Here is a 14,970-nt window from a genome sequence, read left to right on the forward strand (position 1 = left end):
GCGATCAGCGCAGGCGGCTTAATAATCGAGGCCCCAGTCGACCGTGATCTTGCCGGCGACCTTGTCAACATTGATGACAAACTGGCCGACAAACGGGATCAGGCGCTCGGGCGCCTTTTCAGCTGACTCATCGGCAGTGGCGACAGGGGTGACGCGCAAGATCGACTGCGGACCATTGCTCATCATGTCGTGCACTGTGCCGAGGCACTCGCCTTGCAAATTCTCAACTGTCAGCCCGATCAGATCGGACCAATAAAACTCATCGGCATCCAGCGTCGGGAAATGGCTACGCGGAATTTGCACGGAGACGCCTTTCAGCGCTTCCGCGGCATCCCGCCCGACCACACCCACCAGCTGGGCCACGACGTCGCCGCCGTGTAACTTCGCCTGCCTGACTTGAACGTCATGCAAGGTCGGTTTATCAAGCCACCAGGTTTTAACGCTTAACAATGCATCCGCATCGTCGGAGAAAGGAGTGATCCTGACCCCGCCAGCGATGCCATAGGCACCGGAGACATAGCCTACCTGTACCAGGTCATCGGGGACTTTCACCCCGGATGCAGTCTTGACCGTCAAACCAGTGATCTGAATTAAGCTGCTGCTTTGTTGTTGCTGGCTACCAGGCGAGCAACGGTTGGCGACAATTGTGCGCCAACGCCTTGCCAGTAGGCCAGACGGTCTGCGGTGATACGCAGTGGAACTTCGCCACCTTGCGCCATCGGGTTGTAAAAACCGATACGCTCAATGAAGCGACCATCGCGGCGATTGCGCGAGTCAGTAGCGACGATGTTGAAGAACGGGCGCTTCTTGGCGCCTCCACGAGCTAAACGAATAACGACCATAATATTTCCAAAAAGTGTGCTGAGGCGGAAAAAGCCGCAAATTATAGCGCGCTTTACCGCCAGGCAGCAAGCGTTATGATGACGGGCGTGTAATTTGGGCTAATCAAACATTATGACCAGTCAGCGCCAAAGACGCAATAGGCGCGTGCGTTTATGGCCCGTCGCTGACCCGTCGCACCACACCGCAAGACTGTTTTAATCACCACAAACGGCCCGCTTTGACCGATACTACCTCTTCCCTATCGCTGCGCAACCGGAACGCCATGACCACCACGACGATCTTGCAACATTCGCACAAGAACAAGGCTTTTACCTCGCTGCTGGCCTTCCTGCTGGGCATGCTGGGCGCGCACCGTTTCTACCTGCATGGCGCCACCGACCGCTGGGGCTGGCTGCACCTGGCCGCCCTGCCCGCCAGCCTGGCGCTGCGCCAGCTGCTGCCCGAGGCCGACTGGTTCTACCAGCTGCTGCCGTTGACCATTTCGGCGCTGATCGGCTTCCTGGAAGCGCTGGTGCTGGGCCTGATGCCCGATGACAAATGGGATGCGCGCTATAACGCCGGCTCGGGGCGGACCTCGGACACGGGCTGGCCGCTGGCCGTGGTGCTGGTGGCCACCCTGATGCTGGGCGCGGGCACCCTGATCGCCACCATGGCGCGCCTGTTTGACCTGCTGTACACGGGCGGCGCCTACGGCTGAAAGCCGGCAAAACCCGCGCACGGCTGTGTTGGCAAGCAATTATGCTTTTCCTCTATACTGTACCCACCACCAGCATCGCTGGTCGCTTATTGGAGAAGATCATGATTCGTCGCCCTACTATTATTATTGCCATGACATTGGCCGGCCTGCTCGGCACGCCCGCCTTTGCACAGAACCTGTCGCCCAAGGCGCAATACGCCTACGACAGCAAGCAGGCCAATACCCGCTATGCGGATGACAAAAAATTGTGCGCCGAGGAAACCTCGTCGAAAGCGCGCATGCAGTGCCTGCGCGACGCCAAGACCGAATACGACCAGGCCATCATCAACGCCAAGGCCGCGCAAAAAGCCGGCAATGCCTACGCCAGCCAGCCGGCCAAACAGCAGCAGCAAGTATGCGCCGATTGCGGCAAGGTGCTGTCAGTCAATGTCACCGAGAAAGCCGGTGAAGGCGGTGCGCTGGGCATGATAGGCGGCGGCGTGGCCGGCGCCCTGCTGGGACGCCAGGTCGGCAGCGGCCGCGGCAAGGACCTGGCCACCCTGGCCGGCGCCGCCGGTGGCGCCTATGCGGGCAAGCAGGTCGAAGGCCATGTGAAAAATTCCAAGGTATGGACCGTGACGGTGCAATACGAAACGGGCGCACGCGCCGATTTCGCGTTCGACCAGGACCCGGGCCTGCAGTCGGGTGACCTGGTGCGCAATTCCGGTAACGGCATTACGCGCCGTTAAGAAGAGCAACAACAGCCCGAGCCGCTAAAATAGGCCCGAGTCCTGAACCAAGGCGCTCGGGCCTAGCGGGCGCGTCTCCGGCCCGCCATTTTTCAGATTTAAACCATCAAAACTGCTCTTCGGACAACGCCATCACGCCGGCGCTGCCGTCAATGATCGTGGCACGCAAGCCCGGCGCCTGCGACAGGATATGGTCGGCAAAGAAACGCGCGGTGGAAATCTTGGCTTTGTAGAAGGCCGCGTCGCCGCTGCCTTCGCCCAGTTTCTGCTGCGCCGCCACGGCCGCGCGCGCCATCTGCCAGCCGCCCAGCACGATGCCGGCCAGTTTCAGGTACGGCACGCTGCCGGCGAACACGGCCTTGATATCCGTCTTCATGTTGGCCACCACATATTCCACCACGGCTTCGAGCGCCGCGCTGCCTTCGGCCAGGTGCCGCTGCATGGCCTGGAAGTCGGCGCCCGTGAACTCACCCAGCTGGGCTTCCGTGGCGCGCACCTGGGCGATGATGGCCTTCGCTACCGCGCCGCCGTCGCGCACCGTCTTGCGGCCCACCAGGTCATTCGCCTGGATCGCCGTCGTGCCTTCGTAGATGGTGAGAATTTTTGCATCGCGGTAATGCTGGGCGGCGCCCGTCTCTTCGATAAAACCCATGCCGCCGTGCACTTGCACGCCGTCGCGCGCCACGTCCTGCGACATTTCCGTCGACCAGCCCTTGATGATGGGCACCAGGTATTCATAGGTGGCCAGGCTTTCCGTGCGCACCTGCGCGTCCGGATGGTGATGGGCGACGTCGCTGATGGCCGCGCCCACATAGGCCAGCGCGCGCGCCGCCTCGGTTTGCGAGCGCATCGACATCAGCATGCGGCGCACGTCCGGATGGTGGATGATGGAGACCGGACCGCTGGAACCGGCCAGGTCGCGCGACTGCACGCGGTCCTTGGCAAACGCCACCGCCTGCTGGTAGGCGCGCTCGGCCAGGCCGATGCCCTGCAGGCCCACGCCGAAGCGGGCCGCATTCATCATGATGAACATGTATTCCAGGCCACGGTTTTCCTCGCCCACCAGGGTGCCGATGGCGCCGCCGTGGTCGCCGAACTGCAGCACCGCCGTCGGACTGGCCTTGATGCCCAGCTTGTGCTCGATCGACACGCAGTGCGCGTCGTTGCGCTCGCCCAGGCTGCCGTCCGCATGGACGAGGAACTTCGGCACGATAAACAGCGAAATGCCTTTCACGCCCGGCGGCGCATCGGGCGTGCGGGCCAGCACCAGGTGGACGATGTTTTCGGCCAGGTCGTGCTCGCCATAGGTGATGAAAATCTTGGTGCCGAACACTTTGTAGGTGCCGTCGCCCTGCGGCACGGCGCGCGTGCGCACGGCGGCGAGATCAGAGCCGGCCTGCGGCTCGGTCAGATTCATGGTGCCGGTCCACTGGCCCGACACCAGTTTTTCCAGGTATATGCTTTTTTGTTCGTCGCTGCCGGCCGTCAGCAGCGCTTCGATGGCGCCGTCGGACAACAGCGCCACCAGCGCGAACGAGATGCTGGCCGCATTGAGCATTTCGATGCACGGCGTGGCCAGCAATTTGGGCAAGCCCTGGCCGCCGAATTCGGTTGGATGCTGGACGCCCTGCCAGCCCGCTTCACCATATGCCTTGAAGGCTTCCTTGAAACCCTTCGAGGTGGTTACTTGCCCGTCGTGAAAGAAGCTGGGCTCCTTGTCGCTGGGGCCGTTCAGCGGGGCCACCACGCCGCCGCAGAATTTGGCGTTCTCTTCCAGCACGGCCTCGGCCGTATCGGGCGTGGCGTCCTCGCAGCCGGGCAAGGTGTGGATCTCGGCCAGGCCGGCCAGTTCGTTCATGACGAACAACATGTCTTTCAGCGGGGCTTGATAGCTCATCTTCTTATCTCCAAGAAAAAAGCCACGCGGCTCGCCGTGTGGGGCGGGCCGGCGTGGCTTTGCAATTCACAAAACCGGGTTGGGCTTATTTAGCCCAATTCTTTGACCAGTTGCGGCACGATCTCGAACAGATCGCCCACGATGCCGTAGTCGGCCACGGCAAAGATCGGCGCTTCCGGATCCTTGTTGATGGCGACGATGGTTTTCGAGTCCTTCATGCCGGCCAGGTGCTGGATCGCGCCGGAAATACCGACAGCGATGTACAGCGACGGCGCGACGATCTTGCCGGTCTGGCCCACTTGCCAGTCGTTCGGCACGAAGCCGGCGTCGACGGCGGCGCGCGAAGCACCCATGGCGGCGCCCAGCTTGTCGGCCAGCGGCTCGAGGATCTGGAAGTTCTCGGCCGAACCCAAGCCACGGCCACCGGAGACGATGATTTTCGCGGCGGTCAGCTCAGGGCGGTCGGACTTGGCCAGTTCGCGGCCCACAAACGCCGATTTGCCGCTGTCGGCCACGGCCGTGATGGTCTCGGTGACGGCCGAACCGCCGGTGGCGGCGGCCGAATCGAAACCGGTGGTGCGCACGGTGATGACCTTGACCTTGTCACCCGACTGCACGGTGGCAATCGCGTTGCCGGCGTAGATCGGACGCTCGAAGGTGTCAGGTGTATCGACCTTGGTGATTTCCGAGATCTGCGCCACGTCCAGCTTGGCGGCCACGCGCGGCAGGATGTTCTTGCCGTAGGCGGTGGCTGGCGCCAGGATGTGGCTGTAGTCGCCGGCGATCGCCAGCACCTGCTCGGCCACGTTTTCGGCCAGGCCGTCGGCAAAATAGGCCGCGTCGGCGACGATGACCTTGGCCACGCCGGCGATTTGCGCGGCGGCGGCAGCGGCGGCCGACGCGTTCGAACCGGCGATCAGCACGTGCACGTCGCCGCCGCACTGGACGGCTGCGGTGACGGTGTGGTGGGTGCTACCTTTCAAGGTAGCGTTGTCGTGTTCAGCAATAACTAATGCGACCATGATATGTCCTGTAATTGTTCTGGAGAGGCGGCGAGCCGCTTAGATGACTTTGGCTTCGGTACGCAGCTTGGCGACCAGCGTGGCCACGTCCGGCACCTTGATGCCGGCCGAGCGCTTGGCTGGCTCCGCCACTTTCAAGGTTTTCAGGCGCGGGGTGACGTCGACGCCCAGGTCTTCCGGCTTGACGGTTTCCAGCGGTTTTTTCTTGGCCTTCATGATGTTCGGCAAGGTCACATAGCGCGGCTCGTTCAGGCGCAGGTCGGTGGTGACGATGGCCGGCAGGGTCAGGGCCAGGGTTTCCAGGCCGCCGTCGACTTCGCGCGTGACGGTCACTTTGCCGTCTTCCAGCACGACTTTCGAGGCGAAGGTGGCTTGTGGCCAACCGAGCAGGGCCGCCAGCATCTGGCCGGTCTGGTTGCTGTCGTCGTCGATCGCCTGTTTGCCCAGGATGATCAGTTGTGGCTGTTCCTTGTCGGCCAGTGCCTTGACCAGCTTGGCGACGGCCAGCGGTTCGAGTTCGGTGGTGGTTTCGACCAGGATGCCGCGGTCGGCGCCGATGGCCATGGCCGTGCGCAGGGTTTCCTGGCACTGGGTCACGCCGCAGGAAATGGCAACCACTTCGGTGACCTTGCCCGCTTCTTTCAGGCGCATGGCTTCTTCGAGAGCGATCTCATCGAAGGGATTCATCGACATTTTGACGTTGGCGGTATCGACGCCAGTGCCGTCACTCTTGACGCGGACTTTGACGTTGTAGTCGACCACGCGTTTGACGGGTACCAAGACTTTCATAGCTATGCCTTTGGGAAATTATAAAAATGACGGATCAAGTGCTGATTGTGAGGTCGATTATAAGAGAAATTTGAATCTCGAACCGAATTTAAGCACGATCGTGCGATTTTTAGTTAGAGCAAACCATCTAAACTGACTAGGATGGCTGCGAATGAGGGAATCTGGCGCTACGCTGCGGGGCAGCAAACTAGCACCCGCCAGCGCCGGTGAAGCATTACTTGCGCTGCATCAGGAACACAAACTCGGTACCCGTCTGCACGTGCGACAGCAAGGCATTGCCGGTCTGCTTGGCGAAGGCCTGGAAGTCGCGCACGGAACCGGGATCGGTTGCCATGATGCGCAGCACTTCACCGCTTTGCAGCTCTGACAATGCCTTTTTTGCTTTCAGAATCGGCAACGGGCAATTCAAGCCCCGCGCGTCGAGTTCTTTATGAAATTCCATAATCTCGGTATCAAGTAGTGTGTCGCTCATCAATATCCCACCATTGTTTTGTTGTACTGATTTTCGACATACTACTCTAATTCAGGGCCAATGACGCGCTGCACCAAAATAGTTCACCGGCTGTTGTGGGGTCACAACGAGATGCTCCAAAGCAAAACGGCCCGCAAACCGGATTTGCGGGCCGCTTTACAGCGCATGCGGGGCTCGCACCCCGCATGGATGCAGCGTTGCGGCTTATTTCACCTTGTCGCCGACCCAGGCCGGCACGCCGGCCAGGGCGTTCGGCAAACCGCTGGCGTCGGTGCCGCCGGCCTGCGCCATATCGGGGCGTCCGCCGCCTTTGCCGCCCACTTGCTGTGCAACGAAGTTCACCAGTTCGCCCGCTTTCACGCGCGAAGTGGCGTCCGCCGTCACGCCGGCGATCAGGCTGACCTTGCCGTCCGTCACGCTGGCCAGCACGATGGCGGCCGTCTTCAGCTTGTCCTTCAGCTTGTCCATCGTTTCGCGCAGGCGCGCCACGTCGGCGCCTTCCAGCACGGCCGCCAGCACCTTGATGCCGTTCACGTCGACCGCCTGGGTGACCAGTTCATCGCCCTGGCCCGACGCCAGTTTCGATTTCAGGGCCGCCAGTTCCTTCTCCAGCGCCTTGACATGGTCCTGTACCTGGCCGATGCGCGCCGTCAGCTCTTCCGGATTCGACTTCAGCGCGGCGGCCGCGTCGAGCAGGCGGCGGTTGATGGTTTGCACCAGCGCCAGCGCGCCTTCGCCCGTCACCGCTTCGACGCGGCGGATGCCGGCCGCCACGCCGCTTTCGGCGATGATCTTGAACAGGCCGATGTCGCCCGTGCGCTGCACGTGCACGCCGCCGCACAGTTCTTTCGAGCTGCCGATATCGAGCACGCGCACTTCGTCGCCGTATTTTTCGCCGAACAGCGCCATCGCGCCATGTTTCACCGCGTCGTCGAACGACATGTGGTGCGACTGCACCGCATGGTTTTCCAGGATCTCCTTGTTGACGATGGTTTCCACCGCCGCGATCTGTTCCGCCGTCATCGGCGCATTGTGGCTGAAGTCGAAACGGGTTTTATCCGGGTCGACCAGCGAGCCCTTTTGCGCCACATGGCTGCCCAGCACTTCGCGCAAGGCCTTGTGCATCAAGTGGGTGGCCGAGTGGTTGCGGATGGTGCGGCCGCGCTTGGCCGTGTCGACATCGGCCGAGACCGTATCGCCGACCTTCAGGGCGCCTGATTCCAGCACGCCATGGTGGCCGAATACGTCAGCCTGGATCTTCAGGGTGTCGTCGACCTTGAACGACGCGCTGCCCGCCGTGATCACGCCCTGGTCGCCCACCTGGCCGCCCGATTCGGCGTAGAACGGCGTGGTGTCGAGCACCACGATGCCGGCCTGGCCCGCCGTCAGTTCCTGCACAGGGGTGCCGGCAGCGTACAGGGCGATGACCTTGCTGCCAAAGCTCAGCTGCTCGTAGCCGACGAATTTGTTTTTCTCGCCCGCGTATTCGACCTTGCTGTCCTTGTGCGACTTGCCGCCCTTGCGCGACAGCTCCTGGCTTTCTTTCAGGGCCGCGTCGTAGCCTTCCTGGTCGAACGCGATATTGCGTTCGCGGCAGATATCGGCCGTCAGGTCCGGCGGGAAGCCGTAGGTTTCGTACAGCGTAAATGCGGTGGCGCCGTCGATGCCGGTGGCGTCCTTGGCCAGCTGGGCTTCCAGCACTTTCATGCCGGTTTCCAGGGTTTCGCCGAAACGCTCTTCCTCGGCTTTCAACATGTTGGCGACGTTGACCTTGGCTTCTTCCAGCTCCGGGTAAGCGGCGCCCATCTCGATAGCCAGGTCCTCGACCAGCTTGTAGAAGAACGGTTTCGTCTGGCCCAGCTTGTGGCCGTGGCGCAGCGCGCGGCGGATAATGCGGCGCAGCACATAGGCGCGGCCTTCGCTGCCCGGAATGACGCCGTCGACGATCATGAAGGCGGCGGCGCGGATATGGTCGGCGATCACGCGCAGCGATTTGTTTTCCAAATCCGTCGCGCCGGTTTCGCGGGCGGCCGCCTTGATCAGGTGCTGGAACAGGTCGATTTCATAGTTCGAATGCACGTGCTGCAGCACGGCGGCCAGGCGCTCCATGCCCATGCCGGTGTCGACGCACGGTTTCGGCAGCTTGTGCATGACGCCCGCTTCGTCGCGGTTGAACTGCATGAACACCAGGTTCCAGATTTCGATGAAGCGGTCGCCGTCTTCGTCAGGCGAGCCCGGTGGGCCGCCAGGAATGTCGGCGCCGTGGTCGTAGAAGATCTCGGTGCACGGGCCGCAAGGGCCGGTATCGGCCATCTGCCAGAAATTGTCCGAAGCGTAGCGCGCGCCCTTGTTGTCGCCGATGCGGATGATGCGCTCGGTTGGCACGCCGATTTCTTTTGCCCAGATATCGTAGGCTTCGTCATCTTCGATGTAGACCGTGACCGTCAGTTTTTCGACCGGCAGGCCGTACACCTTGGTCAGCAGTTCCCACGCGAAGTGGATCGCATCGCGCTTGAAATAGTCGCCGAAGCTGAAGTTGCCCAGCATTTCAAAGAAGGTGTGGTGGCGCGCCGTGTAGCCGACGTTTTCCAGGTCGTTATGCTTGCCGCCGGCGCGCACGCAGCGCTGCACGGACGTGGCGCGTGTATACGGGCGGCTGTCGGTGCCCGTAAACACATCCTTGAATTGCACCATGCCGCTGTTGGTCAGCAGCAGGGTCGGATCGTTGCCTGGCACCAGGGAACTGGAACGGACGATGGAATGGCCCTTGGACTCGAAAAACTTGAGGAACTTGTCGCGGATTTCAGATGATTTCATGTTTTTTTGGCAAAAAGTGGCGGCAGCTTTAAAGGGAAGATTATACGTGATATGGCTGCCTGCAATTAAGGCACAATCAAGACAAACCAGGGCCGGTGCGGCGAGTGTTGCGCGCACGCCCAGCCCAGATACGGCTCAGGTGTGGTCGGCGCAGCCGTGCGGCGCGGGACTGGCGGAAACCGCCACCCCGCCGGCCGCATTGCAATCGGCGCAGCGGCCATACAGGGTCAGCTCATGGCGCTCGACCACGAAGCCCTGCGGCGCCATCCGCTTCAGGTCGCCGGGGCAATCATGCACGTCGAACACGCGCTGGCAGCTGGTGCACTGGAAGTGATGGTGATGATGATTGGCCACCGTGTTCGATTCATAGCGCGGGTTTTCACCGGGCAAGGTAACCACATGCACCTTCTCTTCCAGCACCAGCGATTTCAGGTTGCGGTAGACGGTGGCAATGCCCAGCTGCGTCACCTGCAGGCTGGCTTCTTCAAGGATTTCCTGCGCCGACAGCGGGCGCCGGGCCGACTCGATGGCGGTTTGTATAGCGGTTTTTTGACGTGTTGTGCGTTCCATAGCCGACAGAATACACCATGGGGATGCTCAAGCCGTAGCATCTGGCGGTTCACACATTAATGATAATGGTTTATCATTATCAAATTAACGCTTGCCCAGCCCCTGCAAACACCGTCACACAACAAGGAATTGAACCATGACCGCACCGCACTCTTTACATCGCCCCACCCCGCTGGCCCTGGCCCTGATGCTGGCATTTGCCGCGCCCGCCAGCGCACTGGCCCAGCAAGCACCCACCTTGCCGGCCGTGACCGTTTCAGCCAGCGCCCTGTCGCTGGGCAGCGACGACATGAGCACGCCGGTGACCGTGCTTGAAGGCGATGAACTGGTGCGCACCCGCGAAGCGACCCTCGGTGAAACCCTGGCCGGCCAGCCCGGCATTACCTCCAGCCATTTCGGCGCCGGCGCCAGTCGCCCCATCATCCGCGGCATGGATGGCCCGCGCGTGAAAGTATTGTCCGATGGCGCCGAAGTGCAGGATGCCTCGACCATCAGCCCCGACCATGCGGTGGCGTCCGAACCGATGCTGGCAGAACAGGTCGAAGTGCTGCGCGGACCGTCGGCACTGGCCTATGGCGGCGGCGCCGTCGGCGGCGTGGTCAATGTGATCGACAAGAAAATCCCGACGAAAGTACCTGCCAAGGGTTTCGAAGGCAGCGCGGAAGTGCGCGCCAACTCGGCCGCGCGTGAAAAAGCGGGCGCCTTCGAGGTGACCGGCGGCTCCGGCAATTTTGCCTTCCACGCGGAAGGCGTGAAACGCGACGCGAAAGAATACAAGGTCGGCAGCGGCTGGGAAGGCGGCTCCAAAGTGGCCGGCAGCTACAACGAAACCGATACCGGCAGCGTCGGCGCCTCGTGGGTGGGATCGCGCGGCTTTTTGGGACTGGCATTTACCAGCCAGCGCGCCGAATACGGCCTGCCCGGCCACAACCACGAATTCGAAAGCTGCCACCCGCACGGCACCCATCTGCATTGCGGCGAGCACGAGGAAGAGGAAGGCAGCGACCACGATCACGAGCACGAAGAAGGCGGCGCCGTACCCTACGTGAAACTGAAAAGCGAGCGCTGGGACGTGCGCGGCGAACTGCGCGATCCGGTCCCCGGCTTTACCCGCCTGCGCCTGCGCGCCGCGTTTACCGATTACAAGCACGATGAGATCGAGGGCACGGAAGTGGCCACCACTTTCAAGAACAAGGGCCACGACGCACGGCTGGAAATGGAACACGTGCCGCTCGGTGGCTGGCGCGGCGTGGTCGGCCTCCAAACGACGAAACGCGATTTCTCGGCCCTGGGCGAAGAAGCGTACGTGGCGCCGACCCTCACCAGGAAACACGCGGCTTTCCTGGTCGAGGAATACAACCTCGCGCAATGGCGCTTCGAAGCGGGCCTGCGCCACGAATGGCAGGATATCGATGTCGACAGCACGACGCTGAAAGACCACAGCGCCAGCGGCACCTCCGTCTCGCTGGGCGCCGTGTGGAAATTCGCGCCGCAGTATTCGCTCGGCTCGACCATCTCGCGCACCCACCGCCTGCCGAGCGCCGAAGAGCTGTACGCCAACGGCGTGCACATGGCCACCGCCACCTATGAGCTGGGCAATGAAAACCTGGGCAAGGAAACCTCGAACAATATCGACCTGACCCTGCGCAAATACGCGGGCGCCACCACCTTTTCGCTGAGCGCCTACCGCAACAAGATCGACAACTATATTTTCGGCTCCACCCTGGACAGCCATGAAGGCTTCCAGCTGATCGAATACGCCCAGCGCGACGCCACGTTTACCGGCATCGAAGGCCAGATCCGCCAGCAGATCAATCCTGTTTTCGGCGCCAGCGTGTTCGGCGACCATGTACGCGCCAAGCTGGCCGATGGCGGCGGCAATCTGCCGCGTATCCCGGCCCAGCGCCTGGGCGTGAAATTCGACGCCAACTGGCAGAACTGGAACGGCGTGGCCGAGTTCTACCGCGTCGGCAAACAGGACAAGGTGGCCGCCTTCGAGACGGACACGCCTGGCTACAATATGCTGAACCTCTCGGCCAGCTACAACACCCGCTTAGCCGGCACGCCGACCCAGTTTTACCTGAAGGCGAATAATCTGACGAACGAGCTGGCGTACAGCCACACCTCGTTTATCAAGAATGCGGCGCCGTTGACGGGGCGTAATCTGACGACGGGGGTAAGGGTGACGTTTTAATTGTTAACCCAAACGCAAGGATTGAGGTCAGACCCTGAGGGTCTGACCCCGGATGTTGTTTTGGGGTTCGGTTTATCCAGCCGCAATGATATCTATCCTGTCCGTACAAAACCCATCCACGCCCCACGTAAATAACTCGCTGGCCCTTTCCGGCGTATTGACGGTATAGCAGAACACACCCAGCCCTTCCGCTTTGATCGCTTGCACCTGCTCAGGTGTCAGCACCTTGTGATCACAATGCATGGCCACCACGCCCAGCTTGCTTGCCTGCGCCAGCCAGTCATGCGGCAATTCATCGACCAGCCATCCCCGCGCCAGTTCCGGCGCCGCCTCGCGCGCCGCTTCCAGCGCTTCCATGCTGAACGACGACAGCAAGGGCAATAGTCCGCCAGCGGCAAAATGCTGGCGCGTGGCCCGCGCCACCACGGCTCCCGTCTGCCGTTCAAACCCCGGCGCCGGCTTGATCTCGATATTCATCCAGATGCCGTGCGCCTGGCAATACGCCACCACCGCGTCAAAACCCGGCACGCCCTCGCCCGCAAACTCGGGGCCGAACCAGCTGCCCGCATCCATCGCCGCCAGCTGCGCCGCCGTGTAATCGGGAATGGCGCCGCTGCCGGCCACCGTACGGCCCAGTTCCACGTCATGCACGACAACCGGCACGCCGTCTTTGGCCAGCATGACGTCGAATTCGACGGCGTGGTAGCCGTGCGCCAGCCCGCAGCGCAAGGCGGCAATCGTGTTTTCAGGGGCCAGCGTACCGCCGCCGCGGTGTGCCAAGGTGCGTGGATAGGGCCACATGGTGATCCTTGCTGGTTGGTGATGGACTTGCCATCATAAATGAAAGCACGAAAACACAAGGGGGCATGCAGCGATTGGCGCCGTGTCAGCCCCGTTTCGTCGCACCGGCGTTGCGCTGGCCGCGCACAAGCCACACAATGTCTTATCGACCACTTAACAGAGCGCATATGTTCAAGCCGACCATCCCTCCGGACCAGCCAGCCAGACCGCGCCGTTCGCGCTACTACCGCATGCTGCCCGACATCCGCTATGCGCTGGCCATCAATGTGCTGTGCGCGCTGGTGATTACCTATATCTTGAATCCGGGCAGCCACCTGGGCCAGAACCTGATTGCCGCCATGTGCATCGGCAGCATCGCCTTCGTGTTGATCGACGGTGCGCGCCTGACCCTGTGGCACGAGGGCCAGCGGCCGAAAGCGCTGCCCTTCATCGCCATCATCCTGGTGTCCGTGCCGGTGGCGCAATGGCTGGGCATGCATCTGTTTGTATGGCTGACCGACGTGAAGGTCAAGGCATTGACCACCCTTGATGCCGGCGAAGTGACGGCCAACCTGGTCTTTACGCTGGCCGTAACGGGCGCCGCCATCCTGTTCTTTTCCAGCCGCGAAAAAATCTCGCGCCTGCAGACGGCGGCGGCGCAGGAAAAAGCGCGCGCCGAATCGGTGGCGCGCCAGGCCATGCAGGCGCAATTGCAGCTGCTGCAGGCACAGATCGAGCCGCACATGCTGTTCAATACCCTGGCCAACCTGCAGGGGCTGATCAGCTTTGATCCGGACCGCGCCCAGCTCCTGCTGGACCAGCTGATCCAGTACCTGCGCGCCACCCTCAGTTCCTCGCGCGTGGAGACCACCACCTTGGGCCAGGAATTCGACCTGATGCAAGCCTACCTGGGCCTGATGGCCGTGCGCATGGGTGCGCGCCTGGCCTATACGCTGGACCTGCCCGACGACTTGCGCCAGGTGAAACTGCCGCCGATGCTGCTGCAGCCGCTGGTGGAAAACGCCATCCAGCACGGCCTGGAGCCGAAGATCGACGGCGGCCATATCGCCGTGCGCGCCAGCCTGGACGGCGGCATGCTGACGCTGATCGTGGCCGACGACGGCCTGGGCCTCGACCATCCGGGCCAGACCAAAGGGACCCGGCTAGGCGTGGCGAATATCCGCGAACGGCTGCAGGTCATGCACGGCGATGCGGCCAGCCTATCGCTCAATGCCAATCCGGGCAGTGGCGTGACCGCCCGCCTGACCCTGCCACTTCAACCTTCCGAATCTTCCATTTGAGCACGACGCCATGACAGACCTGACCAGCACCGCCGCCCCAGTACGCGCCCTGATCGCCGAAGACGAACCGATCCTGGCCGCCGCCCTCGCCCACGCCCTGCGCCGCCTGTGGCCCGAACTGCAGCTTGTCGCCACCTGCGCCAATGGCGTGGAAGCCTTGCAGCAGGGCCTGGCCCTGCGCCCGGACATCCTGTTCCTGGACATCAAGATGCCGGGCAAGACAGGCCTGGAAGCGGCCGAGGAACTGGCCGAGCAATGGCAGGACGACAACGACGGCATGCCCTTCCCGCAGATCGTGTTCGTCACCGCCTATGACGACTATGCGCTGGCCGCCTTCGATCAGGCGGCCGCCGACTATGTGCTGAAACCCGTCAACGATGCGCGCCTGGGCAAGACGGTGGAACGCTTGAAACAAAGGCTGCAAACCGCGCCGATAGCGCCGGCCGCCGCCGCGCAAGCCGTCACCGCGGCACCGGCCGACGACAACCTGGCCCGTTTGCTGACCCAGTTGCAAGCGATGACGCCGCCGGCGCCGCGCCTGCAGATGATACGGGCCGCCGTCGGCAGCAGCGTGCGCATGATCCCCATGGCCGACGTGGTCTACTTCGAAGCGATGGACAAATACATCAACGTGGTCTGCCGCGACGGCGAAGCGCTGATACGCACCAGCCTGAAGGAATTGCTGCCGCAACTGGACCCCCAGCAATTCTGGCAAATCCACCGCGGCACCATCGTCAATGCCGGCGCCATCGCCAGCGCCGTGCGCGACGAGGCCGGCAAGCTGTCACTGACCCTGCGCCAGCATCCGGCGCAGCTGCGCGTCAGCCCGCTGTACGCCCACCTGTTCCGCCAGATGTAAT

General features: G+C 62.4%; 14 protein-coding genes. 5 read left to right on the forward strand and 9 right to left on the reverse strand.

Features of this window, described 5'->3' with window-relative positions:
* Nucleotides 1-18 precede the first annotated feature (18 nt).
* Together rimM and rpsP are read right to left on the reverse strand one after the other, a co-directional pair.
* Complete coding sequence (gene rimM / locus Q8L25_RS28975; protein ID WP_308922677.1) at nt 19-576, reverse strand: ribosome maturation factor RimM; 558 nt, start codon at nt 574-576, stop codon at nt 19-21.
* A gap of 14 nt (nt 577-590) precedes the next feature.
* Nucleotides 591-842 (reverse strand): 30S ribosomal protein S16, encoded by a 252-nt coding sequence (gene rpsP, locus Q8L25_RS28980; protein WP_010395524.1) that lies wholly within the window; start codon nt 840-842, stop codon nt 591-593.
* Between the two features lie 263 nt (nt 843-1,105).
* Here rpsP and Q8L25_RS28985 point away from each other — a divergent pair, with 263 nt between their 5' ends.
* Entirely contained in the window at nt 1,106-1,540 is a 435-nt protein-coding gene (locus Q8L25_RS28985) for an NINE protein (protein ID WP_308922678.1), read from the forward strand.
* A 101-nt stretch (nt 1,541-1,641) separates the two neighbouring features.
* A complete protein-coding gene (locus Q8L25_RS28990; RefSeq protein ID WP_308922679.1) occupies nt 1,642-2,268 on the forward strand; it encodes a glycine zipper 2TM domain-containing protein in 627 nt (208 codons plus the stop codon).
* 106 nt (nt 2,269-2,374) lie between these two features.
* On the opposite strand, the gene Q8L25_RS28995 is transcribed toward Q8L25_RS28990, so the two are convergent.
* From Q8L25_RS28995 to Q8L25_RS29020, 6 genes are all read right to left on the reverse strand, one after another.
* Nucleotides 2,375-4,165 carry an acyl-CoA dehydrogenase gene (locus Q8L25_RS28995; RefSeq protein WP_308922680.1) on the reverse strand — a complete coding sequence of 597 codons (1,791 nt, stop codon included), beginning with the start codon at nt 4,163-4,165 and terminating at the stop codon, nt 2,375-2,377.
* Between the two features lie 89 nt (nt 4,166-4,254).
* Nucleotides 4,255-5,187, reverse strand: coding sequence for an FAD-binding protein (locus tag Q8L25_RS29000; RefSeq protein WP_308922681.1), 933 nt, complete (start codon nt 5,185-5,187; stop codon nt 4,255-4,257).
* A 39-nt stretch (nt 5,188-5,226) separates the two neighbouring features.
* Nucleotides 5,227-5,976 (reverse strand): electron transfer flavoprotein subunit beta/FixA family protein, encoded by a 750-nt coding sequence (locus tag Q8L25_RS29005; RefSeq protein WP_308922682.1) that lies wholly within the window; start codon nt 5,974-5,976, stop codon nt 5,227-5,229.
* Between the two features lie 214 nt (nt 5,977-6,190).
* Nucleotides 6,191-6,418, reverse strand: coding sequence for a sulfurtransferase TusA family protein (locus Q8L25_RS29010; protein ID WP_010395510.1), 228 nt, complete (start codon nt 6,416-6,418; stop codon nt 6,191-6,193).
* Between the two features lie 234 nt (nt 6,419-6,652).
* Entirely contained in the window at nt 6,653-9,265 is a 2,613-nt protein-coding gene (gene alaS, locus Q8L25_RS29015) for an alanine--tRNA ligase (protein ID WP_308922683.1), read from the reverse strand.
* Nucleotides 9,266-9,400: 135 nt separating this feature from the next.
* Nucleotides 9,401-9,835 carry a transcriptional repressor gene (locus Q8L25_RS29020; protein WP_308922684.1) on the reverse strand — a complete coding sequence of 145 codons (435 nt, stop codon included), beginning with the start codon at nt 9,833-9,835 and terminating at the stop codon, nt 9,401-9,403.
* 136 nt (nt 9,836-9,971) lie between these two features.
* On the opposite strand from Q8L25_RS29020, the gene Q8L25_RS29025 reads away from it, so the two are divergent.
* Nucleotides 9,972-12,029: a TonB-dependent receptor domain-containing protein gene (locus tag Q8L25_RS29025; RefSeq protein WP_308922685.1), complete on the forward strand. Its 2,058-nt coding sequence runs from the start codon at nt 9,972-9,974 to the stop codon at nt 12,027-12,029.
* Nucleotides 12,030-12,101: 72 nt separating this feature from the next.
* Here the strand turns inward: Q8L25_RS29025 and ugpQ are convergent, their stop codons facing one another.
* Nucleotides 12,102-12,830, reverse strand: a complete 729-nt coding sequence (gene ugpQ / locus Q8L25_RS29030) for a glycerophosphodiester phosphodiesterase (RefSeq protein WP_308922686.1) — start codon at nt 12,828-12,830, stop codon at nt 12,102-12,104.
* 167 nt (nt 12,831-12,997) lie between these two features.
* Between ugpQ and Q8L25_RS29035 the strand changes: the two genes are divergently transcribed.
* The gene (locus tag Q8L25_RS29035; RefSeq protein ID WP_308922687.1) at nt 12,998-14,110 is read left to right on the forward strand and encodes a histidine kinase; all 1,113 of its coding nucleotides are present in this window, start codon (nt 12,998-13,000) and stop codon (nt 14,108-14,110) included.
* A gap of 10 nt (nt 14,111-14,120) precedes the next feature.
* Nucleotides 14,121-14,969 (forward strand): LytTR family DNA-binding domain-containing protein, encoded by an 849-nt coding sequence (locus tag Q8L25_RS29040; protein WP_308922688.1) that lies wholly within the window; start codon nt 14,121-14,123, stop codon nt 14,967-14,969.
* Nucleotide 14,970: the final 1 nt, after the last annotated feature.

Origin of the sequence: Janthinobacterium sp. J1-1 (assembly GCF_030944405.1) — a bacterium.
Classification (GTDB): domain Bacteria; phylum Pseudomonadota; class Gammaproteobacteria; order Burkholderiales; family Burkholderiaceae_D; genus Janthinobacterium.

Bases quoted from the DNA above. Each gene is read 5' to 3' on its own strand.
- Q8L25_RS29040 (WP_308922688.1), top strand. From the start codon at position 14,121: ATGACAGACCTGACCAGCACCGCCGCCCCAGTACGCGCCCTGATCGCC.
- ugpQ (WP_308922686.1), bottom strand. From the start codon at position 12,830: ATGTGGCCCTATCCACGCACCTTGGCACACCGCGGCGGCGGTACGCTG.
- Q8L25_RS28985 (WP_308922678.1), top strand. From the start codon at position 1,106: ATGACCACCACGACGATCTTGCAACATTCGCACAAGAACAAGGCTTTT.
- Q8L25_RS29000 (WP_308922681.1), bottom strand. From the start codon at position 5,187: ATGGTCGCATTAGTTATTGCTGAACACGACAACGCTACCTTGAAAGGT.
- rpsP (WP_010395524.1), bottom strand. From the start codon at position 842: ATGGTCGTTATTCGTTTAGCTCGTGGAGGCGCCAAGAAGCGCCCGTTC.
- Q8L25_RS29025 (WP_308922685.1), top strand. From the start codon at position 9,972: ATGACCGCACCGCACTCTTTACATCGCCCCACCCCGCTGGCCCTGGCC.
- Q8L25_RS29010 (WP_010395510.1), bottom strand. From the start codon at position 6,418: ATGGAATTTCATAAAGAACTCGACGCGCGGGGCTTGAATTGCCCGTTG.
- Q8L25_RS28995 (WP_308922680.1), bottom strand. From the start codon at position 4,165: ATGAGCTATCAAGCCCCGCTGAAAGACATGTTGTTCGTCATGAACGAA.
- alaS (WP_308922683.1), bottom strand. From the start codon at position 9,265: ATGAAATCATCTGAAATCCGCGACAAGTTCCTCAAGTTTTTCGAGTCC.
- Q8L25_RS29020 (WP_308922684.1), bottom strand. From the start codon at position 9,835: ATGGAACGCACAACACGTCAAAAAACCGCTATACAAACCGCCATCGAG.
- Q8L25_RS29035 (WP_308922687.1), top strand. From the start codon at position 12,998: ATGTTCAAGCCGACCATCCCTCCGGACCAGCCAGCCAGACCGCGCCGT.
- Q8L25_RS29005 (WP_308922682.1), bottom strand. From the start codon at position 5,976: ATGAAAGTCTTGGTACCCGTCAAACGCGTGGTCGACTACAACGTCAAA.
- Q8L25_RS28990 (WP_308922679.1), top strand. From the start codon at position 1,642: ATGATTCGTCGCCCTACTATTATTATTGCCATGACATTGGCCGGCCTG.